This window comes from Robertkochia sediminum (assembly GCF_016786255.1).
Lineage (GTDB): Bacteria > Bacteroidota > Bacteroidia > Flavobacteriales > Flavobacteriaceae > Robertkochia > Robertkochia sediminum.
Window position 1 is genome coordinate 278,691 of record NZ_JADMKT010000067.1, and the last position, 24,094, is coordinate 302,784.

Genomic DNA, 24,094 nt, shown 5'->3' on the forward strand with positions numbered 1-24,094 from the left:
TTGTACACCATAGGGGTACGGTGAGCATTAACTTTGCTATATTTGTTTCCTGCCTGCTGCTTAGGCTTGTCAAGATGCATAACCTATGAATGAATATTTAGACCCTACGGGTGATCACTTTACTCCGGAAGAGAATGATATCGAGAAAGCGTTAAGGCCTTTGTCGTTTGATGATTTTGCAGGCCAGGATCAGGTTTTAGAAAATCTTCAGGTTTTTACTGAGGCGGCTAACCTGAGGTCTGAAGCGTTGGATCATACCCTTTTTCACGGGCCTCCAGGATTGGGTAAAACTACCCTCGCGCATATTCTGGCCAATGAGCTTGGCGTAAATATCAAGGTGACCTCCGGGCCCGTGCTCGATAAGCCCGGCGACCTGGCAGGACTGCTCACCAACCTGGAAGAAAGAGATGTCTTGTTTATCGATGAGATTCACAGGTTGAGTCCGGTGGTTGAAGAGTACCTGTATTCGGCCATGGAAGACTATAAGATCGATATTATGATCGAGAGCGGCCCCAATGCCCGTACCGTCCAGATCAATCTGAATCCTTTTACCCTCGTAGGGGCCACCACGCGTTCCGGGCTGCTTACCGCTCCGATGCGGGCGCGTTTCGGTATTAGCAGCAGACTGCAGTACTATACCACCGAACTTCTCGCCGATATCGTGCAGCGAAGTGCGCAAATACTAAGAGTTCCCATCACCATGGAGGCGGCTATTGAGATTGCGGGGCGCAGCCGCGGGACACCTCGTATAGCCAATGCTTTGTTGCGCAGGGTAAGGGATTTTGCCCAGATAAAAGGGAATGGGAAGATCGATATCGAGATCTCCAGGTTTGGATTAAAGGCACTTAATGTTGATGCCTTCGGCCTCGATGAGATGGATAATAAGATCCTGGCGACCATCATAGATAAGTTTAAAGGTGGTCCGGTAGGGATCACAACTCTGGCTACTGCAGTTTCTGAAAGTGCAGAGACCATTGAAGAAGTCTATGAACCTTTTCTTATTCAGCAAGGATTTATTGTGAGAACCCCCAGGGGGAGGGAGGTTACCGAATTGGCTTATAAGCATCTCGGAAGAACGCAACACGGGACTCAGGGCGGACTTTTTTAGGAAAACCGTTACTCTTGGCGTTTCTGCCGATGAGATCAATGAAATAAAATTTGTGGAGCGGTCTGCTCCGCAATAAATGATAAAAACCGATTTAGGACTTTAGAGGCCTTGCCGTTGATTGGCAAGGCCTTTTTATTTGGTTTCCTAAAGATTGATTGCATTGCTTACCTTTGAATTTATGGGAACCCGTGAAAAATATACCCAAATGATAAAAGCTGAGGCGAAACGCCTGGGATTTCTCTCCTGTGGTATCTCAGAAGCCGGCTTTTTGGAAGAGGAGGCACCCCGTCTCGAGGACTGGCTTCATAAAGGGATGCAGGGAGAAATGGGGTATATGGCCAATCATTTTGACAAGCGTCTTGATCCCCGACTTCTGGTTGACGGTGCGAAGTCTGTGATCTCCGTCATTCTGAATTATTACCCGGAGCAAACCCAGAAAGACCCTGAGTCACCTAAGATCTCCAAGTACGCCTATGGTGCCGATTACCACTTTGTGATCAAGGATAAACTCCGGAATTTACTAGAATTTATTCAGGAGGAGATCGGGGAGGTCCAGGGACGGGCCTTCGTAGATTCGGCTCCCGTGCTGGATAAGGCATGGGCGGCAAAGAGCGGACTCGGATGGATCGGGAAGAATGCTAATTTACTCACCAAGCAGGTGGGGTCATTCTATTTTGTGGCAGAGCTTATAGTAGACCTTGAACTGGAGCCCGACACCCCGGTTACCGACCACTGCGGGTCTTGTACCGCTTGCATAGATGCCTGTCCTACACAGGCTATCGTGGCGCCTTACATTGTAGATGGCAGCAAGTGTATCTCTTACTTTACTATCGAGCTTAAAGATGAATTGCCCCCTTCCTACAAGGGTAAGTTCGATAACTGGATGTTCGGCTGTGATGTGTGCCAGGATGTTTGTCCGTGGAACCGCTTCTCAAAACCCCACCGTGAAGAAGCTTTTAAGCCCCATCCGGAATTGCTCGAAATGAGTAAGGCCGATTGGTATGAGCTTACTGAAGATACCTTTAAAAAGGTGTTCAAGAAGTCGGCTGTCAAGCGTGCTAAATACAGCGGACTCACCCGTAATATTTCCTTTCTAAAAGACGCCTCAGAGTAAAGGTTGTTCATTTTGTTATCCCTTAATATTGTGTATATTGAGAAAAAATTATGAAAAGCCTTGAGGTATATGTAATATTTGGCTTTAAATATTGTGACATCTCAAAAGGCGCTTTTACTTAACTAAATCATACCACAGCTACTTATGGGCTCATTACAGACGCTTGACGTAATTGTGATCCTGGTCTACCTGGTAGGGATCATCATATACGGAATATCCAAATCGAGAAGAAGCAGTTCAGAAGATTATTTTTTAGGAGGAAGAACCATGACCTGGCCCATTGTGGGGATCGCCCTTTTCTCGGCGAACATCTCCAGCTCGACCCTGGTAGGTCTGGCTTCAGATGCCTTTCAGACCAATGTGAACGTGTATAACTACGAGTGGTATGCGGTCGTGGTGCTTATATTTTTTGCCATCTTTTTCCTTCCCTTCTATCTGCGGTCTGGAGTGTATACCATGCCGGAATTCCTGGAGCGCCGATATGACAGGCGTTCCCGCTATTACTTTTCATTTATCACCATTGTGGGGAATGTACTCGTTGACACCGCTGCCGGATTGTATGTGGGGAGTATCGTCTTGAAGTTGCTCTTTCCGGAGATCTCTTCGACAACGATCATCATTATTCTCGCCATTGCAGCAGCTGCCTATACGATTCCCGGCGGACTCAATTCGGTGATACAGACCGAGGTTGTGCAAGCAGTCTTGCTCATTATAGGTTCTTGTTTGTTAACCTATTTCGCCTTTGATCGTCTCGGTGGGGGGTGGAATATGATGACGGATAAGCTTGATCTTATGCTGGCTTCCGGCGATGTGAATTTTGGCGATCGTGCGGCAGAGGGTAAGTTCATACCCCAAAATGCCGATGAGGTATTTAGCCTTGTTCGTCCGGGTAACGATGAGTTTCTTCCCTGGTGGGGACTTCTTTCGGGTGTACCGTTGCTCGGATTCTACTTTTGGGCCAATAACCAGTTCATGGTGCAAAGGGTTCTGGGAGCTAAAAACCTGAATCACGGTAGGTGGGGAGCCTTGTTTGCAGGATTTTTAAAATTGCCGGTGATCTTTATCATGGTCGTTCCCGGGGTGTTAGCGCTCTTGTTGTTCAGTGGCCTGGATATTTCCGGACTTAATTATCCGTTGCCCGATGGCGGTGTTTGCGAGGACCTTGCAGACTGTCCTAATCTCACCTATCCGGTATTGTTATTCCAACTATTGCCAACGGGGGTACTCGGACTTGTGGTCGCCGGATTACTGGCGGCTATGATGTCTTCTGTGTCGGCTACATTTAACTCGGCATCGACTTTGATAACCATGGACTTTGTTAGAAATATGAATCCGCGTCTTACCAGTAAGCAGTTGGTGAGGGCCGGACAGATCGCTACGCTAGTATTGGTGATCCTGGCTTCTGCCTGGGTGCCTTTTATTGAGCGGGTAAGTGATTCGCTCTGGGGGTATCTCCAATTGGTGATCGCTTATACGAGTCCGCCTGCCGTTGCTGCCTTTGTACTTGGTTTGTTCTGGAAACGCGCCAATGGTACCGGGGCTATCGTAAGTTTGATCTCCGGTGGTGTTCTGGCGGTATTGATGATCTTTTCCCAGATAAATGGCTGGTTGCCCCTGATTGATGATATGCATTTTCTCGCCCGGGCATCCTTGCTCTTTGTGATCTGCATCCTGATCCTGGTCGGGGTGAGTTTGATGACCGCGCCACCCGAAGCAGTGCAGGTGGCTGAATATACCTATAAATCGTCCCTTTATAAAGAAGAGACCGTTGAGCTTAAGGCACTGCCATGGTATAAGAATTACCGCGTGCTTTCTGTGATCCTGTTGGTGATCACGGCAGTGATCGTGGGCATATTTTGGTAATAAAAACGAAACGATTTACATATGAAGATCTTTTTGAAATTTTCGCTCATTGCGCTCCTGTTGGCAGTCTTACATTCTTGTGCTGAAGATAAGCCCTATGCCTTAGAGGTTGTGGTAGATGCGAGCCTTAATGCCTTGCTCGATGATGAGGATACCGATGGCGATAAGAAGATAACCCGTGATGACGAGGGCGATAAGACTTTCGAACTCGAGCTTACAGATGGTGATACCTATACGGTGGCTACGACCTATCATTTGTCGAATTTACTTCAGGAACTAGCACTTCAAAAAGCCGATGGTGTCGACACGGCCCTTATTGAAGTGGGCAGGATCGAAGAGTTGCCTACGCAGCGTATTTCCAGGAATATCAAACAGGTTTATTGGGATGACCTCACCCGAACGATAGACCGAAAAGGCCTGAAGCGCATTCTTGAGGATTCTAAGTCGTCTGATACCATAACAAGAAGGATCTATGTTCCTGCTACCGACCCTGCAGGTCAAAAGTATTTTGAATCTTTAGCCCTGGAGTTCGATAATTTTAAGGTCGAAATATTGCCGGATAGTATTACTCCTGAGTATGTGAAGTCTATTAACGATAAACCGGGAATACTTTCCCTCAAATTAGACCAGGGAAAAGGGGTGCCCTTTGTAGTGCCGGGCGGCCGGTTTAATGAGATGTACGGTTGGGATAGTTATTTTGAAGGTGTAGGACTCATTATAGACGACCGTATTGATCTGGCCAGGGCTATGGTCGATAACTTCGCCTATCAGATCGAGCATTACGGTAAGATCCTTAACGCCAACAGGACGTATTACCTCACCCGATCCCAGCCTCCGTTCCTAACTTCCTATATCAGGATGGTCTATGATGCCATGGGGGTTGAAGATATCGACTGGTTGCGCGGGGTTGTAGAGGCTGCCATTAAAGAATACGAGACCGTATGGATGACACCCGGTCAAAGACTTACACCTAATGGCCTCAATCGTTATTACGCTTCCGGTATCGGTATTCCTCCGGAAACCGAAGAGGGACATTTTGATGAGGTGTTGAGCGTTTTTGCCGATCGCTATAATGAGGCGAGATCAGCATTCGAAAAGAAAACCTTGACGGTCGAAGCCTATGCCGAAGCTTATCAAACAGGAGAGATCCTCGACCCTGAGCTCGACAGGTATTTCCTTCATGACAGGAGCCTAAGGGAAAGTGGTCATGATACCTCCTGGAGGCTCGATAATGTGTGTGCCGATCTCAATACGGTTGGTCTTAACGCCCTTTTGTACAAATATGAGAAGGACTTCGCCCTTTTAATTCACGATCATTTTGGCGGTACCTTCGAATCGGAAAATGGCCGCACCTATACTACCGGCGAATGGGAAGACCGGGCAGAGCGTCGAAAGAAGCTCATGAACAAGTATATGTGGGATGAGGAAAAAGGTGGTTTCTTCGATTACAATGTATTGGCAGGTAAGCGAACCGATTTTGAATCGGCTACCAATTATATTCCGCTTTGGTCAGAACTCGCTACCCCCGAACAGGCGGTCGTGATGCTGGAGCGCTTGCAGGCTACCCTGGTGGAGCACTGCGGGGTAGCTTCCACTTCTAAGGAGTCGGTGGCGAAATACGCCTCGAACGATGTGCAGCGCCAATGGGATTACCCCAACGGTTGGGCACCCCATCAAATGATGATCTGGACGGGCTTGCGAAATTACGGTTTCGACGAAAAGGCAGAAGAATTGGCCTATCGCTGGTTGTGGATGATCACTAAAAATGCGGTCGATTACAACGGAACCATTCCGGAGAAATACGATGTGGTATCCTGTACCCATAAAGTGTATGCCGAATATGGGAACGTGGGCACCGAATTTGACTATATCACTACTTCCGGATTCGGATGGATGAATGCCTCCTACCAGTTAGGGCTTGAAATGATTTCTTCTGAACTCAAAGAAGATCTTGACGCGCTGTTGCCTCCGGAGGAATTGTTTTGACTTTTTTTTGTTGGGCCGCACATATTGCCTTTAAAAGTTTAATATTCTTTTACCTTTGTCTGCAACAAACGAACAACTATGAGCAAATCGAGTAAAAGAAGAGAGGCTTTAATTTATCATGCCAAGCCTCAGCCCGGTAAGATCAAGATCGTACCAACCAAGAAATACTCTACCCAAAGAGACCTTGCCTTAGCCTATTCTCCCGGGGTGGCAGAGCCCTGCCTCGAAATAGCCAAGAATAAAGATGATGTTTATAAATATACCACCAAGGGGAACCTGGTGGCTGTGATCTCCAATGGTACTGCTGTACTTGGATTGGGTGATATCGGACCGGAGGCGTCTAAACCTGTGATGGAGGGTAAGGGATTACTCTTTAAGATCTTTGCCGATCTCGACGGTATGGATATCGAACTTGATACCAAGGATGTCGATAAGTTTATTGAGACCGTAAAGATGATCGCACCGACCTTTGGAGGGATCAATCTTGAAGATATTAAAGCTCCGGAAGCCTTTGAGATCGAAAGGCGTCTGAAAGAGGAGTTGGATATTCCGGTAATGCATGACGATCAGCACGGAACGGCCATTATTTCGGCTGCTGCGCTGCTCAATGCACTGGAGATCGCCGGAAAGAAGATCGAAGATGTGCGTATCGTGATCAGTGGGGCCGGTGCCGCTGCTGTTTCCTGTACGCGTTTGTACAAGGCTTTTGGTGCCAGTGCAGAAAATATTGTGATGCTCGACAGTAAAGGGGTCATCAGAAAGGACCGCGAAAACCTTACACCCGAAAAACTGGAGTTTGCCAGCGATCGCAAGATAGATACGCTGGAAGAGGCTATGGAGAATGCCGATGTGTTCATCGGGCTGTCTATTGCCGATATCGTTACCCCCGAGATGTTGCTGTCTATGAATAGCGATCCTATCGTATTCGCTATGGCAAATCCGGATCCGGAGATCGCCTATGACCTGGCCATAAAGACCAGAGAAGATATTATCATGGCTACCGGACGTTCGGACCACCCTAACCAGGTGAACAATGTTCTTGGGTTTCCTTTCATTTTCCGTGGGGCCATGGATGTTCGCTCTACCAAGATCAATGAAGAGATGAAAATGGCCGCCGTAAAGGCTTTGGCCGACCTGGCTAAGCAGCCGGTACCCGAGCAGGTAAATATCGCCTACGGCCAGACACGACTTACCTTTGGAAAAGATTATATTATCCCGAAACCTTTTGATCCGCGACTTATCGCAGCAGTACCTCCTGCTGTAGCCAAGGCTGCAATGGATTCCGGGGTGGCCAGAATGCCGATAACCGACTGGGAGGCCTACGAAGAAGAGCTTTTACAGCGTCTGGGTAATGATCATAAGATGGTGCGTATGCTTCACAACAGAGCCCGTACCAATCCGAAAAAGATCGTTTTCCCCGAAGGAGATCAACTCGATGTGTTAAAAGCTGCTCAGATCGTTCATGATGAGGGTATCGCTATTCCTGTACTTCTCGGTCGTAAAGATGTGATCGAAGAGCTTATGGCAGAGATCGAATTTGAAGGTGAGGTGGAGATCATAGACCCAAAGGGTGATTGTACCAAAGAGAAGAAAGCACATTATGCCCAAAAACTGTGGGAACGCAGACGAAGAGACGGGTTTACCCAATACGAGGCAGAAAGAAAGATAAGAGATCGAAATTACTACGCGGCCATGATGGTGAATGAAGGTGATGCCGACGGATTGGTTTCCGGGTATTCGCGCTCATACCCAACCGTAGTTAAGCCTTTGTTCGAGCTTATCGGAAAAGCTTCAGGGGTGTCAAGGGTAGCGGCGATGAACCTGATGATCACCGATCGCGGGCCGATCTTCCTTTCCGATACTTCCATCAACATAGATCCTGATGCCAAGCAGTTAGCCAAGATCACTCAAATGACATCTCAGGCTGCTAAACTGTTCGGGGTAGATCCGGTAATAGCTATGTTGTCTTATGCCAATTTCGGATCGTCCAAGCATCATAGTGCGACCAAGGTAAGTGAGGCGGTAGAATACCTGCATCGCTATTGTCCCGATATTTGTGTAGACGGTGAGGTACAGTCGGACTTTGCTCTGAACAAGGAAATGCTTCAAAGCAAGTTCCCTTTCTCTAAGATCGCCGGTAAAAAGGTGAATACGCTGGTATTCCCTAACCTGGAGTCTGCCAATATCACGTATAAGCTCATGAAAGAGCTTGACGGGGCCGATTCTATCGGGCCGATCCTTCTCGGGATGAACAAGCCTGTTCACGTGCTTCAACTTGGGGCCGCAGTAGAGGAGATCGTCAATATGGCAGCCGTTGCTGTGGTCGACGCTCAGGAAAGAGAAAAACGTCAGAATAAATCAGAATAAACCCGCATTGCAGCAGGTAGGTTAATGTCTCAGTTGGAAATTATTTTACTACATTTGAGGCATTAACCTATTTGTTGTAATGATTTCACATATAAATGGAAAACTCGTTGAGAAAAATCCGACAGATGTTATTATAGAATGTGGTGGTGTCGGCTATCTTATCAATGTTTCCCTTTATACCTATTCCCGGATCCCTTCCCAGGAGAATATTAAATTATTTACACATCTTATCGTTAGAGAGGATGCGCATACCCTTTATGGATTTTTCGATAAGGGGGAGCGTGAGATCTTCCGTTTGTTGATCTCAGTTTCAGGTATTGGAGCGGGAACGGCAAGAACCATGTTGAGCTCGATGACGCCCCAGGAGATTATGGAGGCTATCGCTTCGGGTGATGCCCCGGCCATCCAGTCGGTTAAAGGTATCGGTGCTAAAACAGCCCAGCGTGTGATCATCGATCTGAAGGATAAGGTGGTTAAATTATACGGTATGGAGGAAGTCTCGGCTGTTGAACACAATACGGCCAGAGATGAAGCGTTATCTGCTTTGGAGGTGTTAGGATATCCCCGAAAACAAGCAGAAAAAGTTGTAGCTAAAATCTTGAAGAACGAACCAGGTTCAGGTGTCGAAGAGATCATAAAAGGTGCTCTGAAAAGTTTATAGAGGACCGAAGAACCATAAATAAGCCACAAAATTGCTTAACCGACTTAACAAAGCTGTACTTACATTTCTTTGTGTTCTTGTAAGTGCTTTTTCGTTTGCCCAGGAGGAGGACCGGCAGGAGCAGGATACCACCAGGGTTGGCGTGGCTTTGGGCAAGATCAAACTTCAGGACCCGGAGAGCATAGTAGCGAAGTACACCTACGATCCCATCATGGATCGTTATATCTACACGGAGAAGTTGGGAGAATACGATACGCGATACCCCATTATTCTCACCCCTCAACAGTACCAGAATATGGTACTCAAGGAGCAAATGCGGGCTTATTTTCACGAAAAGATCGATGCGGTTAGCGGACGCGCAGGAGAAGAGGACGCCCAGAAGAACCTGCTGCCTTCCTTCTATGTGAATTCAGACTTTTTTGAAAGCGTATTTGGTGGAAATACCATTGAGGTGATCCCTCAGGGGTCGGTGGCGATGGACCTGGGGTTGCGCTACCAGCAAAATGACAATCCTGCCCTGTCTCCCAGGAACAGAAATAATTTTTCTTTTGACTTTGATCAGCGTATTTCGCTGAGTCTTCTCGGTAAGATCGGTTCCCGCCTGTCGGTAAATGCTCAGTATGATACCGAGGCGACCTTCGATTTTCAGAACCTGATCAAAATTGAGTATACACCTACCGAAGATGAGATCCTGCAGAACATTGAGATCGGTAACGTGTCCATGCCCATAAACAGCTCTCTGATCACAGGGGCCCAGAGTCTATTTGGGGTAAAAACAGAACTTCAGTTCGGGAATACCACCATTACCGGGGTGTTCTCAGAGCAACGTTCCCAAAGCCGTAATATCACCGCCCAGGGAGGAGGGACCATTAACGAGTTCGAGATCCTCGCCCTGGATTACGATGAAGACCGTCACTACTTTCTTTCCCAGTTTTTCAGGGATCAATACGATGAGGCCTTAGAGAATTATCCCTTTATCCAGTCTCAGATCCAGATCACCCGTATCGAGGTTTGGGTAACCAACCGCGTGCAGCGAACAGATAATGTGAGAAACATCGTGGCGCTTCAGGATATTGGAGAGCCCGATCCCGATAATACCCGTATTAATGGTAATGCCCCTCCGGGATTCTTTGATCCGGCAAATATTCTACCGCGTAATGAGGCTAATGCTTACAACCCAAGAGCGATAGGAGAGGCGGGAGCTGCCCTGAACGAGAGTATTCGCGATATTTCTACCGTACAGCAAGGTTTTAATACCGGAGCCTATATGACCAATCAGGGCTATGACTACGCCATTCTTGAAAACGCCAGGAAGCTGGAGCAGGGGCGCGACTTTCAGTTGTATCCGCAGTTGGGGTATATCTCCCTGACTCAAAAGCTCAGCAATGATGAGGTATTAGGGGTGGCCTTCCAGTATACGTACCAGGGAGAGGTTTACCAGGTAGGAGAATTTGCCAACGACGGGGTGAACGCAACCTCTTTCGAATCGAATAACGGGATCGTAACAGCTGTGAATCCGCAGTCGCTTGTCGTGAAGATGCTAAAGAGTAACATCTTTAATGTGGCAGATCCGGTCTGGGACCTTATGATGAAGAATATCTATTCTACAGGTGCCTTTCAGCTGATGCAGGAAGATTTTCGTATGAACATCCTCTATGTGGATCCTTCTCCGGTGAACTATATCAGTCCTATCGATGAGGCTACCTGGCCGCAGGGGCTTGAAGAAGATATTTTACTTGATGTTTTTCACTTTGACAGGCTTAATATCTATAACGATGCCCAGAACGGGGGGGATGGATTCTTCGATTTTCTGCCGGGTATTACGGTAGATACCCGGAACGGAAGGATCATCTTTACCAAGGTCGAGCCTTTCGGGGAATACCTTTACGACCTTTTGGGGGATGGTGGTAATTACGACGATCCGAACTTTACGCCTAATAACCCCAACCAGGAGCGCTACGTGTTCCGCGATCTCTATAAGCTTACTAAGGCGGCGGCCCTGGAGGCAGCAGATAAGAACAAGTTCATGCTTAAAGGCCGCTATAAGGCAGAGAGTAGTGGGGGAATCCCGATCGGCGCATTCAATGTGCCTCGTGGTTCTGTACGTGTTCGTGCCGGCGGACGATTATTACAGGAGGGGGTAGACTATACCGTAAACTACCAGGCCGGTACGGTACAGCTTCTCGATGAAGGGCTCAGGGCCTCTAATGTGCCTATCGAGGTTTCGGTAGAGAACAACGCTGTTTTCGGCCAGCAAACCAGGAGGTTTACCGGACTTAATATCGAACACCGTTTTGGGAAGAAACTTACCCTTGGGGGGACCTTCCTCAACCTTAATGAACGTCCGCTCACACAAAAAGCTAATTTTGGAGTGGAGCCGGTTAATAACAGTATTTTCGGGGTCAACCTGAACTATTCTACCGAGATGCCCTTTATGACCCGATGGGTGAATAAGCTTCCCGGTATCGATACCGATGTGCCTTCGAACCTTTCGGTGCGGAGTGATTTCGCCTATTTGGTTCCCGGATCGCCTCGTAATGCCGATTTTGACGGGGTTACCACCTCTTATCTTGACGACTTCGAAGGGGCTCAGGCCTTTATTGATATACGCTCGGCAATTGCGTGGTCGCTCTCCAGTGCTCCGATAGGTTATGGCGGGGAGCTTGAGAACGACAACCTCGCTTCCGGTGGGCGCAGGGCTAAGATGTCCTGGTATACGATAGACCCGGTATTCTACAGTTCTCAGCGTCCGGACGGGGTAACCGATGCTGACCTTTCAGAAAATGAGACCCGCCGTATCTTTATCGATGAGATCTTTCCGCAGCAGGATGTTCCGCAGGGGCAAACCCTGGTGCAGCCTACCCTTGATGTAGCTTATTATCCGCAGGATAAAGGTCCTTACAACGCCAATAGTAATTTTGAGTCGCTTTCCGGTAACGACCGCTGGGCAGGGATCATGAGGTCGCTGAGCAGTACGAACTTTGAACAGTCTAATGTAGAGTACATACAATTCTGGGTGCTCGATCCGTATTACAAGGATGGGGTAATACCCGGGCAAGGGGGTGAGCTCATCTTTAACCTGGGTAACATAAGTGAAGATGTGCTTAAAGACGGGAGGAAACTTTACGAGAACGGATTGCCTCTCGAGCGCGATCCTGCACTCATACATACCACGAACTTCGGGGAAGTTCCTGCGTCACAATCGCTGGTTTATGCCTTCGATAACGATCCGGAACTGCGGCCTGTGCAAGACGCCGGTTTTGACGGGATCCTGGATGAGGACGAAGCGGCCATCTACGGCAACCCCGGGCCGGACCCCGCACTCGATAACTACGAGTTCTACCTCAATAGAAGCGGAGGCATTCTGGAGCGCTATTACAATTACAACAACCCCCAGGGGAACTCTCCCATTGAGGTAAATAATACCAACAGGGGGTCTACGACACTCCCTGATGTAGAAGATGTGAACCGCGACCTCACCATGAATACCATCGATAGTTATTTTCAGTATCGTATCCCTATTCGTCCGAACATTCAGCGTAACGATAATTATGTGTCTGATATTCGTGAGGTGAACATAGAAACTCCCGACAACCAGCAATACCGGGTGCGATGGATTCAGTTCAAGGTTCCTGTAAGGGAGTTCGATGAGGCCATTGGTGGTATTACCGATATCCGTTCGGTGAGTTATATGCGTATGTTCCTGACCGGCTTTAACGATCCGGTGGTGTTGCGTTTTGCGACCCTTGACCTCGTACGCGGTGACTGGAGGAACTTTGTGGGTACCTTCCAGCCGGATGAGGACCCCAATCCCGACGACGATGGAACCCTGGTCGATGTGAATACGGTCAACATTTTGGAGAATGAGCAGCGCGATCCTATCCCGTACCGACTTCCACCGGGTGTAGTACGTGAGCAGCTCAATAATAACAATACCATTGTAAGGCAGAACGAGCAATCGCTGTCGTTCGCTGTATGTGGCCTCGAGCCTAAGGATTCCAGGGCTGTATTTAAGAATGTCAATGTAGATCTCAGGCAGTATAAACGCCTTAAGATGTTTATCCATGCCGAAGCTTATAATAACGTTCCGGTGAACGATGGGGAGGTGGTAGGATTCCTGAGGTTCGGTACCGATTTCCGCGATAATTTCTATCAGGTCGAAGTGCCGCTGCGTATTACCCCGCCGGGTACTACCGATCCGCAAACGATCTGGCCGGAGGTCAATAATATCGATCTGGCCCTGTCGCTGCTTTCAGAGATCAAATCGCAGGCTATAGCCAATGGTAGCCTTCAGGAGCTCAATTATTTTGATGAAGAAGGGAATCCGGCTCCAGAATTCGGACTGCTGGAGCCCGGGCAACAGCGTGTGGCTATAAAGGGTAATCCGAGTTTGGGTAACATCCGTGCTGTGATGGTCGGGGTGAAGAATCCGAGTACGACCCTTGGTGATGACGCCTGTGCTGAGGTTTGGTTCAATGAGCTCAGGCTTGCCGAGCTGGATAACCAGGGTGGTTGGGCAGCGATCACTACTATCGACGCGAATGTAGCCGATTTCGCCACTGTTTCGGCAACGGGACGAATGAGTACTTCCGGATTTGGCGGTCTCGATGAGTTGCCAAATGAGCGCGCGCGGGAAGAGGTGCAGCAATACAACCTGAATACCAATGTGAACCTCGGGCAATTGCTTCCGGATAAATGGGGAGTGCAATTACCACTTAACTACAGCGTATCTGAAGAGTTGATCACCCCGGAGTTCGATCCGCTCTACCAGGACCTCAAGCTCGACGATCGCCTTGCTGCAGCAGAAACGCCGGAAGAGGCCAGGCTGCTTGAAGAACAGGCGCAGGATTATACCAAAAGAAAAAGTATCAACCTGATAGGTGTTCGCAAGAACAGGAATGAGGAGCAGCGTGCCGATTTCTACGATGTGGAGAACCTCACGTTTAACTATGCCTACAACCAGACCGATCACCGCGATTTTGAGATCGAGCAGTTCAGAGATCAGAATGTGAAAACAGGAGTACTCTACAGCTATAATTTCGATCCGTTAGAGGTTATGCCGTTCAAAAAGACCGACTCCATCTTAAAAGGTGCCTATTGGGACTGGTTGAAGGACTTTAACTTTAATCTGCTTCCGTCGAGCATATCTGCAAATACAGGATATACCAGAGCCTTTAACCGTCAAAGTTTCAGGCAGGTTGTTGGTCTTGGCGGCGATACAGAATTGCTGGGGCTTCCAGAACTGCAGCAGCGAAATTACATGTACGATTGGCAATTCGCCATGAACTACAACCTGACTCGCTCCCTGCAGGTTAATTTTACCGCCTCGAATAACAATATCGTTCGTAATTACTTCACCGAGGATGAGAACGGTGAGCGCATCGTAGATCCTACCCTTGGATTGTGGGACGATTTTTGGAATATCGGTGAGCCTAACCGTCATGCGCAACGACTGCAGGTAAATTACACCTTGCCTTTTAGTAAGATCCCTTTACTGAGCTTTATCGATGCCACCTATGCCTATTCTGCCGACTTCAGCTGGCAGCGTGGTAGTGATGTCTTGAATGAGGTTGCAGGAGAAAATCTTAATACCATTCAGAATGCCGGAACCCACGATATAAATGCTTCCCTGGGTATGGAGCGTCTCTATCGCTACCTGGGTCTGGTGAAGCGATCGTCTGCAGGAGCCTCTGCACGAAGGGCGGGCAGAAGTGCCATTCCGGGGCAGGATGATGTGGCGCCATCTGAAGCGGTTACGGCAGGACAAAAGAATTACGGGGTGACCAATACCCTCGTCGGATTGCTTACCATGGTTAAGCGAATGAATCTGACCTATAGTGAAAATAGCGGAAAGATGCTCCCGGGGTATACGGAAAGTATCGGATTTATAGGGACGCTGAGGCCATCGCCGGGATTCGTTTTTGGTAGCCAGGCCGATGTGAGGTACGAGGCCGCCAGAAAAGGGTGGTTGACCACCTTCCCCGAATTTAACCAGCAGTATACAGACCGAAAGCAGGAGCAGTTGAGTATGACCGCCAACCTGGAGCCCTTCCCTGAGCTTACGGTAGATCTCATTGCCGAGCGCACCTATGCAGATGCCCTCACCGAAAATTATAACGTGATTGATATCGATGGGGACGGACTCCTCGATTATAATCCGCTCATCGAGAATCGCACCGGTGACTTCTCCATTTCGGGGATCATGTTAAAGACCTCATTCTCTCCAAAGTCGGAGGGCGAATCAGAATTGTTCAGCACCTTTGGCGATAATCGTATCGTGATCGCCCAGCGTCTGGCAGGGGTGCCGATAGATCCAAATGCTACAGAATACCCCGAAGGATATGGCCCCGACAACCAGGCGGTAATGTTGCCTGCGTTTGTTGCGGCCTATACCGGTGAAGATGCTTCAAGCGTTGATCTGGGCGCTTTCAGGGATGTTCCGTTACCGAACTGGACGGTGAAATATACCGGGCTCATGCGTTCCAAGTGGTTTAAGAATACCTTCAGGAGGTTCTCTCTTACCCATGCCTACAGGTCGAGCTATAGTATAAATCGCTTCCGCAGTAACCTGGAATTTGGTAAGGGGTCTGACTTTAATGAAGCCGGAAACTTTAAGAACGAGCTGTTGTTCACCAATGCAACCCTCATCGAGATGTTTAATCCGCTGCTGCGAATTGACCTGGAGATGAAGAATTCTATAAGCGTACAGGCAGAATTGCGAAAAGACCGGGCGCTTTCACTCAGTTTTGACAATAACCTGCTTACCGAGCAATGGGGCGATGAGTATATCGTGGGGCTTGGCTATCGCTTTGCCGATGTGCGGCTGCCCACCCGGATCGGAGGCAGGCAAACCGTGCTTAAGGGGGATATCAACCTTAAGGCCGATCTCTCGCTCAGAGATAATGTGACAGTGATACGAAACCTGGATATCAATACCAACCAGGTAACCGCCGGACAAAATATCTGGGCGCTTAAGTTTACTGCAGACTACGCTTTGAATAAGAATATGAACGTGTTGTTCTTCTACGATCACACCTTCTCTCAGTTCAAGGTGTCGACGGCATTTCCGCAAACCACCATCCGTTCTGGCTTTACCCTGCGCTATAATTTCGGAAATTAACCGCACACCCTTTTGAATTCAACACAAGAATGAATTACATTTGTGGCACGTAATATCTAATCGATTTTTGTTATGAATATTCCATCAGATTTGAAATACACCAAAGACCACGAATGGGTGAAGATCGAAGGTGATGTAGCTACCGTTGGGATCACCGACTTTGCACAAGGTGAACTTGGTGATATCGTTTATGTGGAAGTAGAAACCGTAGATGAAGAGCTGGAGCGCGAAGAAGTATTTGGTACGGTAGAGGCTGTGAAAACAGTTTCTGACCTGTTCCTGCCACTTTCAGGAGAGATCGTTGAGTTCAACGAATCCTTGGAAGAAGAGCCTGAAAAGGTGAATTCTGATCCTTATGGAGAGGGGTGGATGATCAAGATCAAAATGACCGATGCTTCGGAGGTAGAAGATCTGATGAGCAGTGACGAGTACAAAGAGCTTGTGGGTGCTTAAAAAATTTGGTTTTTTGCTCGCTGCAGTACTTTGGTTGCTGTCGGTGAGTCTGGCCAGCCTGGTGTCTGCATCCTTTCTTCCTAAAGTCGAAGGAGGAATCCCTAATTTAGATAAGTTAGTTCATGCCGTATTCTACATGGTCGCTACCCTGCTACTGTATATGCATTACAGGAAATCGCAGGCAAAAGGCCTTTTGATCAGGATCGCAGGATTCTGTTTGGTGTATGGTATAATTATTGAGGTTTTACAGTATAGTTTGCCCTACGAAAGAGCTTTTGAATGGGCAGATATGCTGGCAAATGCAACGGGAATTATCCTTGCTATTATTTTGATAAAGTTTGTCTTAGCACCCCGGCTGGGGTTAAAGGATAAAATTTAGTTGCAAGTAATGTGAATAAATAATTAAATTAGCGAACATAAACAAACGAAACCTATGGAACCGAAAAAGAATCCAAAAGCGGATCTGACGAGAAATAGCGGGCTTTACTTCGCGATCGGTCTGGCGCTGGTACTGTTCATTACCTGGCAGGCGATCGAGTGGAAAACCTACGAAAAACAAGAGAAGTTCGAATATTCAATGGACGTTGATGAACTCTTAGATGAGGAAGTTCCAATTACCGAGCAACTCAATACGCCACCACCACCGCCACCACCACCGGCAGCTCCCGAAGTGATCGAGGTAGTTGAAGATGAGGCTGAAGTGGAAGAAACCATTATCGAGTCTACTGAAACCGACCAGGAAGAAGAGATCGTTGAGGTTGAGGAGATCGTAGAGGTTGAAGAAGAGATCGCTGTAGACGTTCCATTTACGGTTATTGAAGATAAGCCAATGTTCCCGGCTTGTAAAAATGTTCCTAAGAACCAACAGTTCCAATGTTTCAAAGAAAACCTTGATAAGCACGTAAGAAAGACATTCCGCTATCCGGAGATCGCTCAGGAAATGGGTATTCAAGGTAGGGTTTATGTAAACTTCCGTATTAATAAAGATGGTACGATCACCATTCTTAATACACGTGCTCCCGATAAGTCTCTGGATGAAGAGGCTAAAAGGATCATTAACAGCTTGCCTAAGCTGATCCCAGGAAAGCAAAGAGGGAAACCAACTCCTGTAACCTTCGCTTACCCTATTGTATTTAAGTTGAACTAACAGTATTTCAGATATATAGAAAAGCCCGGACGTGAGTCCGGGCTTTTTTTTGGTATGCTTCTTGTGTTTTATGATTTCATTAACAAAAACAATAATTTATGAGATCAGTGAAAACCGGAACACCATCCCACGGCAATGGGGTGGGTTCCAAGCTAAGAAAGCACGATGTTAATTTACCAAAAAATGGCTTCTTACGGTTCCAGGTAGCCTTATTATTAGTGCTGATGTTCGTGTATGGCGGCTTACAGCTGTCATTCGAAGTATCTGCGGCTAGTCCGCCGGCGGTCACTTCGCTCCCCGAAGAGATCGTGGAGTATACCATTGGGGAGGTCACTGCCGAGGAGGAAGAAGTGCCGGAGCCGGCTGTGGAGAAACAAGTGGTCAAGGTTGTAGAACCGGAGGTGTTCAAGGTGGTTGAAAACACCAGTAAGACCAAAGAGAGTGCTGTGGCTCCCACAGAAACGGACGCACCGGAATTAGAGGTGGGCGATGTGCCCGATGTAGAGCCGGAACTCGAGCCTATTCATGTCAATGTGGTGGAGTTTGCCCCCGTTTTTCCGGGATGCGATGTGAACATGAGTAATCCCGAACTCATCTCGTGTATGAATGAACAGATGAACCGGTATATTCAAAAGTATTTTGATACGAATATTGCTGCCGATCACGGGTTAACAGGGAGGCAGCGTATCTATCTTAAGTTTACCATCAATACCGATGGTATGATCACCAATGTAGAGGTACGTGCCCCGCATGCCGTGCTCGAGCGCGAGGTTAGAAGCCTCGTAGGTAAGTTTCCGAGGATCGCTCCCGGTAGGCAGGGATCACAGCCTGTAAAGGTGGTTTTTATGAAGCCTATTATTTTTGATGTGCAGTGATCCTTGAGATGAAACATATTTAAAAACGGGCGGTATGCCCGTTTTTTTATGTCAGGTAATTAAGTGGTTGGGGGTGTGGTGTTGTTCGGTGTGCTCATGAATTGTTTGGGAAGAGGTGTGTACCGATTAATGTAATCTGTCTGTCGTAAGCGTAATTTAATTTCGCACAGGATGTTAAAACGCCTGATCCGTTGCATTGTACACTTTTGAACGTTATCTTTGCCACCCGATTTTTAGAGAGAATAGATGAAGACCGCAGTGAATACCGTAGCTAAATCAAGGGTTTTACCCTTAAGTTTTAGCGATTTTAAGCAGCTAACCAAGGCAGGACTCGCTTTTAGCGTAGTTTTTTCGTCTATAGCAGGGTATATGCTGGGAGCCGACAGGCTGGACCCACTTGTGATACTCCTTCTGGCGGTTGGTGGTTATTTTATGGTAGGGGCTTCTAATGCGTACAACCAGGTTATTGAGAAGGACCTCGATGCCCTGATGAAACGCACCCGTAGGAGACCCGTGCCTTCAGGGCGTATGTCGTCTACCACGGCCCTGACCATTGCTACGACCTTCACCATTTTGGGTGTGCTTACCTTGTACGTGGTGAATCCGAAAACAGCCATGTTCGGTGGATTCTCCATTTTTATGTATGTCTGTGTGTATACACCCCTGAAGACAAGAACGCCCCTGGCGGTTTTTGTCGGAGCCTTCCCGGGCGCCATCCCTTTTATGTTAGGTTGGGTGGCTGCCACTAATAACTTCGGGATCGAACCGGGGACACTTTTTATGATACAGTTCTTTTGGCAGTTTCCTCATTTTTGGGCCATCGGCTGGTTTCTGGACGACGACTACAGGCGCGCCGGGTTCAAGATGCTCCCCATGAACAAAAAAGATACGGCCACCATTATCCAGATCATTATGTACACCTTCTGGATGATCCTGGCTTCTGTATTCCCGGTTACCGGCCTCACCGGTGATCTTACCCTTAGTCCTGTTGCAGCGGGAATAGTGGCCTTGTTGGGATTAGGGATGCTGCTTTTTGCCTTTAAACTCTTTAGTAAACGCGATAATCGTTCTGCCCGACAGCTCATGCTTGCAAGTGTAAGCTATATTACCCTGATGCAGATCGTTTACGTAGCCGATAAATTCTTATAGATACATGGACCTTACCCAAGGAAATTTTCAAGAGAAGAACGCCAGAGCCAAAAAAATGATGCTTTGGTTTGGAATGATCAGTATTGCGATGATGTTCGCCGGACTCACCTCTGCATACGTGGTGAGTAAGTCGCGTCCGGACTGGCTGCAAGACTTCCAGATACCTGCCGCCTTCTTTTACAGTACTGCCGCTATTGTGCTGAGCAGTCTTACTTTTCATCTGGCCGGCAAGGCCATCAAAAAGGAAGAGCGACAAAAGTCGAATGTGCTTCTGGGGATCACCCTGGCGCTGGGACTTGCTTTTGTGGTGCTGCAGTTCGTTGGTTTCGGTGAAGTTATCGACGCCGGATATTATTTTACCGGGATGGAGAGTACGGTGACCACCTCCTTTCTGTATGCCATTGTTTTCTCGCACGTTGTTCACGTAATTGCGGGGATCCTGGTGCTTTTAGTAGTGATCTTTAAAAATTTTAAAGGAAAATATAATCCCTCCCAAATGCTTGGTTTCGAGCTAGGCGCTACCTTTTGGCACTTCCTCGATTTTCTCTGGGTTTACCTCATTTTCTTTTTCTATTTCTTTAGATAAATAAAAATCTTAAATTTGACCAATTTTTTAACTGGATTTCTTAAAAAACAATAATGGAAGCTACTGCTAACACAGCTACTGATCAAAAAGTATGGAGCGGAGGGAATGAACCTCTCAGAGCGAGCTATGGAAAAATGATGATGTGGTTCTTCATCGTATCGGATGCCCTTACCTTTTCCGGGTTCCTCGCTGCTTATGGATTTTCGCGATTTAAATTTATTGAAACCTGGCCCATTGCCGATGAGGTGTTTACTCACTTCCCGTTCTTGCATGGAGTAGATGCTCCTATGTATTACGTGGCCCTGATGACCTTTATACTGATCTTTTCTTCGGTAACCATGGTGTTCGCCGTAGATGCAGGACATCAAGGTAACAAGAACAAGGTAGCCTGGTATATGTTGCTTACCATTATCGGTGGTCTGGTGTTCGTTGGATCACAGGCCTGGGAGTGGAAGAACTTCATTAAAGGGGAGTACGGAGCAGTAGAACTTAAGTCAGGAAGAATTCTTCAATTCGTTGACGCTTCTACCAATGAGCGTATCGCCCTTTCAGAGTTTGCAGTTGATGTGCCTTCTGAGCGAGTTGCTCACGAAAATAAGAACGGATTGTGGTTCGAAGATGAAGGTAGCCTTACTGAGCATAGTTTGGAAAGTGTATTGGCCGGATTTGAGGCTAATAAGAATATTGTCGTGCGTACCGAGCGTCTCAACGAAGAGGGTAAAAAGACCGTTCTTTCAAGAGAAGCATCGGCAGAGCGCCTGAAGCAAGCCGTTATGGTAGTAGAAGGGGCAAATCTTGTTCACAACGAATACGGGAACAGACTGTTCGCCGATTTCTTCTTCTTCATTACAGGTTTCCACGGATTCCACGTATTCTCAGGGGTAGTGCTTAACATCATTATCTTCTTTAACGTGATCCTTGGTACTTATGAGCGAAGAGGTCACTACGAGATGGTAGAGAAAGTTGGTCTCTACTGGCACTTTGTAGACCTTGTTTGGGTATTTGTATTTACATTCTTCTATCTGGTTTAAAACACTCTATTATAAAATGGCACACGCACACGAATCAAACACAAAAAGAATCTGGACAGTATTTGTTATCCTGTCTGTAGTAACAATAGTAGAAGTTGCTTTTGGTATTGTAAAGCCGGAATGGACCATGGCTCCCATTTTAGGGATGAAGATCCTGAACTGGATCTTTATTATCCTTACCATCGTTAAGGCGTATTATATTGCCTGGGCGTTCATGCACCTCGAAGGAGAAAAGGGTAGTTTCAGATGGTCTATTGTATTGCCATTGCTTATCCTTATCCCTTACCTGGCCTTTATTCTGCTTGTCGAAGGAAATTACATCCACGATGTTTATGCAGATGGCTTTGTAAGCTGGGACTTCTAAGCGATACAAACACAGAATAAAAGACGGTTTTTCAACCGTCTTTTTTTATTTTTGTACCCACTAAAAAGCATGTGCTCCATGAAAAAATACCTGGTACTTGGAATACTTTTCGTGTTACCCATCCTGGCTTATATGTTCTTCGCTTCCGGGGTGAATAATTTTGGAAAATTATCGGTTATGCATGAAGGGGTGACCGCTCCTGCATCGGGTGCGGTGCAATTTGATGGTAAGATCACTATTCTCGGGTTCCCGGGAAGGGATATCGATCAAAAAATGACCAACGCCCTTAACCTTAATCAGAAGATCTATAAACGTTTTAACGGTTTTGACGATCTGCAGTTCGTGATGCTCATACCTCCGGGAACAGAAGATAAGGTGGCCGACCTAAAGCTCGAACTGGAGAAATTGACAGACATCGGTAACTGGAACTTCGTAACCCTTCCGGAAGATGAGATCACTACAGTTTTTAACAGTCTAGGGACCATTCATAGTCTTAATGCCGACCTGGGAACGGACCTGGTGTTTATTGTAGACAAAGAAAGTAGGTTGAGAGGACGCGAACAAGACGATAATGATCTGCCATTGTACGGCTATGATGCTACCTCTGTGGCGGTGATCAACAATAAGATGGTCGACGATGTCAAGGTGATCCTTGCCGAGTACCGCTTATCACTTAAAAAGAACAACAATGCAACCGGTGGACGGGACGCTATTTTGAAAAAGAAGTAAGTCATGATGAATAAGAAATATATATGGCTCGGACTCGTTATCCTGGTTTTCGGAGTGATCTTTATCCCCGATATCTACAACAGGCTTACCTCCGGTAATGTGGTCGATAGTGACAGGCATAGTGTAGGCATGCCCACGGTAGCTGAAGAAGAACTGCTCACCATAGGAAAGGTGCCTGAATTTAGTTTTACCGACCAGGATGGGGAAACCATTACCAATGCCGATTATGAAGGTAAGGTATATGTTATTGAATTCTTTTTTACGACCTGCCCGACCATCTGTCCGGTAATGACCGGGAATATGCTCAAACTGCAACGGAAGTTCAAGGATAGAAACGATTTTGGGGTAGCCTCCTTTAGTATCAATCCGATGAATGATACTCCCGAAGTGCTTAAGGCCTATACAGAGACCTACGGGATCACGCATCCTAACTGGCATTTGCTTACCGGGGATCTCGATGCGGTGATGAAGCTGTCAAATACCGGTTTTAACCTTTATGCGGGGATTAACCCTGAAGTGGAAGGCGGATTTGAACATTCCGGAATGTTTGCCCTTATAGACAAGGAAGGACGTATACGTTCTCGTGCCGACCAGTTTGGCAACCCCATTGTGTATTACGACGGTACCACGAATGAAGGTACAGAGCTTATTGCTATGGATATTGCAACCCTTTTAAACAAGTAAAATGAAAGGAACACAGAACGCTTTAGAAAAGAAATACAACAAATACATCTGGATACTCTCTGTAGTGATCCCGGTGGCCGTAGCCGTGCTATTCAGGGTGCGTATTCCTAATGTGGAGCCTTTGAGCTTTTTGCCACCGGTATATGCATCTGTAAATGCGCTGACGGCTGTCTTGCTGGTCATGGCGGTCGTAGCTGTGAAGAAGGGGAACCTGAAGACTCATGAGAAACTTATGAAGGCTTGTATCGGGTTATCTCTGGCTTTCCTCGTGATGTATGTGGCCTATCATATGACCTCAGATCCGACACCTTTCGGAGGGGAGGGCGCCATAAAGTATATCTACTACTTCCTACTTATAAGTCATATCCTTTTGTCTGTTGGTGTGATCCCATTGGTGCTTATCACCTTTGTGAAAGCCCTGGCCGAAAGATTCGACAAACATAAGAAGATCGCCAAGGTAACCTTTCCTATCTGGTTGTACGTGGCCGTAACCGGAGTGGTGGTGTACCTGATGATCGCTCCGTATTACCAATATTGATCGTAACGGGTTATGAAGAAAAAGGGATTACTCTTATTGTTGCTTCTGTTTGTGGTATGCTTGCCGGAACAGGCGTTTGGTCAATGCGCTATGTGTCGCGCTGTGCTGGAAAGTGGTGCCGATCAGGAGGCTGCCAAAGGCCTTAATGACGGGATCATCTATCTCATGGCGGTGCCCTATGTGCTTATTGGAGCTGTAGGTTACTTTATTTATAGAAAGATGAAGTAGTTGAAGCCGGGTTTTAGCATTTTAACATAACCTTAATAAATATTCTGTAACAGATCGCCCTTTGAATAGTCTTACATGATGAACGCCTTAT

19 protein-coding genes are annotated in these 24,094 nt (G+C 47.2%); all 19 read left to right on the forward strand.

Annotation, left to right across the window (positions count from 1 at the left end; genetic code table 11):
- Positions 1-85: 85 nt before the first annotated feature.
- The 19 genes from ruvB (at position 86) to IS446_RS04265 (ending at position 24,003) form a co-directional block, all read left to right on the forward strand.
- On the forward strand, positions 86-1,108 hold the full coding sequence (gene ruvB / locus IS446_RS04175; RefSeq protein ID WP_203058732.1) for a Holliday junction branch migration DNA helicase RuvB: 1,023 nt from the start codon (positions 86-88) through the stop codon (positions 1,106-1,108).
- A gap of 178 nt (positions 1,109-1,286) precedes the next feature.
- On the forward strand, positions 1,287-2,222 hold the full coding sequence (queG, locus tag IS446_RS04180; protein ID WP_203058733.1) for a tRNA epoxyqueuosine(34) reductase QueG: 936 nt from the start codon (positions 1,287-1,289) through the stop codon (positions 2,220-2,222).
- A gap of 144 nt (positions 2,223-2,366) precedes the next feature.
- Positions 2,367-4,085, forward strand: coding sequence for a sodium:solute symporter (locus IS446_RS04185; protein WP_203058734.1), 1,719 nt, complete (start codon positions 2,367-2,369; stop codon positions 4,083-4,085).
- Between the two features lie 21 nt (positions 4,086-4,106).
- On the forward strand, positions 4,107-6,071 hold the full coding sequence (locus IS446_RS04190) for a trehalase family glycosidase (protein ID WP_203058735.1): 1,965 nt from the start codon (positions 4,107-4,109) through the stop codon (positions 6,069-6,071).
- A 78-nt stretch (positions 6,072-6,149) separates the two neighbouring features.
- Positions 6,150-8,438: an NADP-dependent malic enzyme gene (locus IS446_RS04195; protein WP_203058736.1), complete on the forward strand. Its 2,289-nt coding sequence runs from the start codon at positions 6,150-6,152 to the stop codon at positions 8,436-8,438.
- 79 nt (positions 8,439-8,517) lie between these two features.
- Positions 8,518-9,099, forward strand: coding sequence for a Holliday junction branch migration protein RuvA (gene ruvA, locus IS446_RS04200; RefSeq protein WP_203058737.1), 582 nt, complete (start codon positions 8,518-8,520; stop codon positions 9,097-9,099).
- 31 nt (positions 9,100-9,130) lie between these two features.
- Positions 9,131-16,219, forward strand: coding sequence for a T9SS outer membrane translocon Sov/SprA (gene sov, locus IS446_RS04205; protein ID WP_203058738.1), 7,089 nt, complete (start codon positions 9,131-9,133; stop codon positions 16,217-16,219).
- 72 nt (positions 16,220-16,291) lie between these two features.
- The gene (gene gcvH / locus IS446_RS04210; protein WP_203058739.1) at positions 16,292-16,672 is read left to right on the forward strand and encodes a glycine cleavage system protein GcvH; all 381 of its coding nucleotides are present in this window, start codon (positions 16,292-16,294) and stop codon (positions 16,670-16,672) included.
- 13 nt (positions 16,673-16,685) lie between these two features.
- Positions 16,686-17,051 carry a VanZ family protein gene (locus IS446_RS04215; RefSeq protein ID WP_203058740.1) on the forward strand — a complete coding sequence of 122 codons (366 nt, stop codon included), beginning with the start codon at positions 16,686-16,688 and terminating at the stop codon, positions 17,049-17,051.
- 54 nt (positions 17,052-17,105) lie between these two features.
- Positions 17,106-17,819, forward strand: a complete 714-nt coding sequence (locus IS446_RS04220) for an energy transducer TonB (protein ID WP_203058741.1) — start codon at positions 17,106-17,108, stop codon at positions 17,817-17,819.
- 98 nt (positions 17,820-17,917) lie between these two features.
- Positions 17,918-18,694: an energy transducer TonB gene (locus IS446_RS04225; RefSeq protein WP_203058742.1), complete on the forward strand. Its 777-nt coding sequence runs from the start codon at positions 17,918-17,920 to the stop codon at positions 18,692-18,694.
- A gap of 246 nt (positions 18,695-18,940) precedes the next feature.
- A complete protein-coding gene (gene cyoE / locus IS446_RS04230) occupies positions 18,941-19,843 on the forward strand; it encodes a heme o synthase (protein WP_203058743.1) in 903 nt (300 codons plus the stop codon).
- Positions 19,844-19,847: 4 nt separating this feature from the next.
- Positions 19,848-20,429: a cytochrome c oxidase subunit 3 gene (locus tag IS446_RS04235; RefSeq protein WP_203058744.1), complete on the forward strand. Its 582-nt coding sequence runs from the start codon at positions 19,848-19,850 to the stop codon at positions 20,427-20,429.
- 53 nt (positions 20,430-20,482) lie between these two features.
- A complete protein-coding gene (locus IS446_RS04240; protein WP_203058745.1) occupies positions 20,483-21,460 on the forward strand; it encodes a cytochrome c oxidase subunit 3 in 978 nt (325 codons plus the stop codon).
- Between the two features lie 16 nt (positions 21,461-21,476).
- On the forward strand, positions 21,477-21,824 hold the full coding sequence (locus tag IS446_RS04245) for a cytochrome C oxidase subunit IV family protein (protein ID WP_203058746.1): 348 nt from the start codon (positions 21,477-21,479) through the stop codon (positions 21,822-21,824).
- Between the two features lie 78 nt (positions 21,825-21,902).
- On the forward strand, positions 21,903-22,553 hold the full coding sequence (locus IS446_RS04250; protein WP_203058747.1) for a hypothetical protein: 651 nt from the start codon (positions 21,903-21,905) through the stop codon (positions 22,551-22,553).
- A gap of 3 nt (positions 22,554-22,556) precedes the next feature.
- The gene (locus IS446_RS04255; protein WP_203058748.1) at positions 22,557-23,237 is read left to right on the forward strand and encodes an SCO family protein; all 681 of its coding nucleotides are present in this window, start codon (positions 22,557-22,559) and stop codon (positions 23,235-23,237) included.
- A gap of 1 nt (position 23,238) precedes the next feature.
- The gene (locus tag IS446_RS04260) at positions 23,239-23,775 is read left to right on the forward strand and encodes a DUF420 domain-containing protein (RefSeq protein WP_203058749.1); all 537 of its coding nucleotides are present in this window, start codon (positions 23,239-23,241) and stop codon (positions 23,773-23,775) included.
- 12 nt (positions 23,776-23,787) lie between these two features.
- Positions 23,788-24,003: a hypothetical protein gene (locus IS446_RS04265; protein WP_203058750.1), complete on the forward strand. Its 216-nt coding sequence runs from the start codon at positions 23,788-23,790 to the stop codon at positions 24,001-24,003.
- The last annotated feature ends 91 nt before the right edge of the window (positions 24,004-24,094 follow it).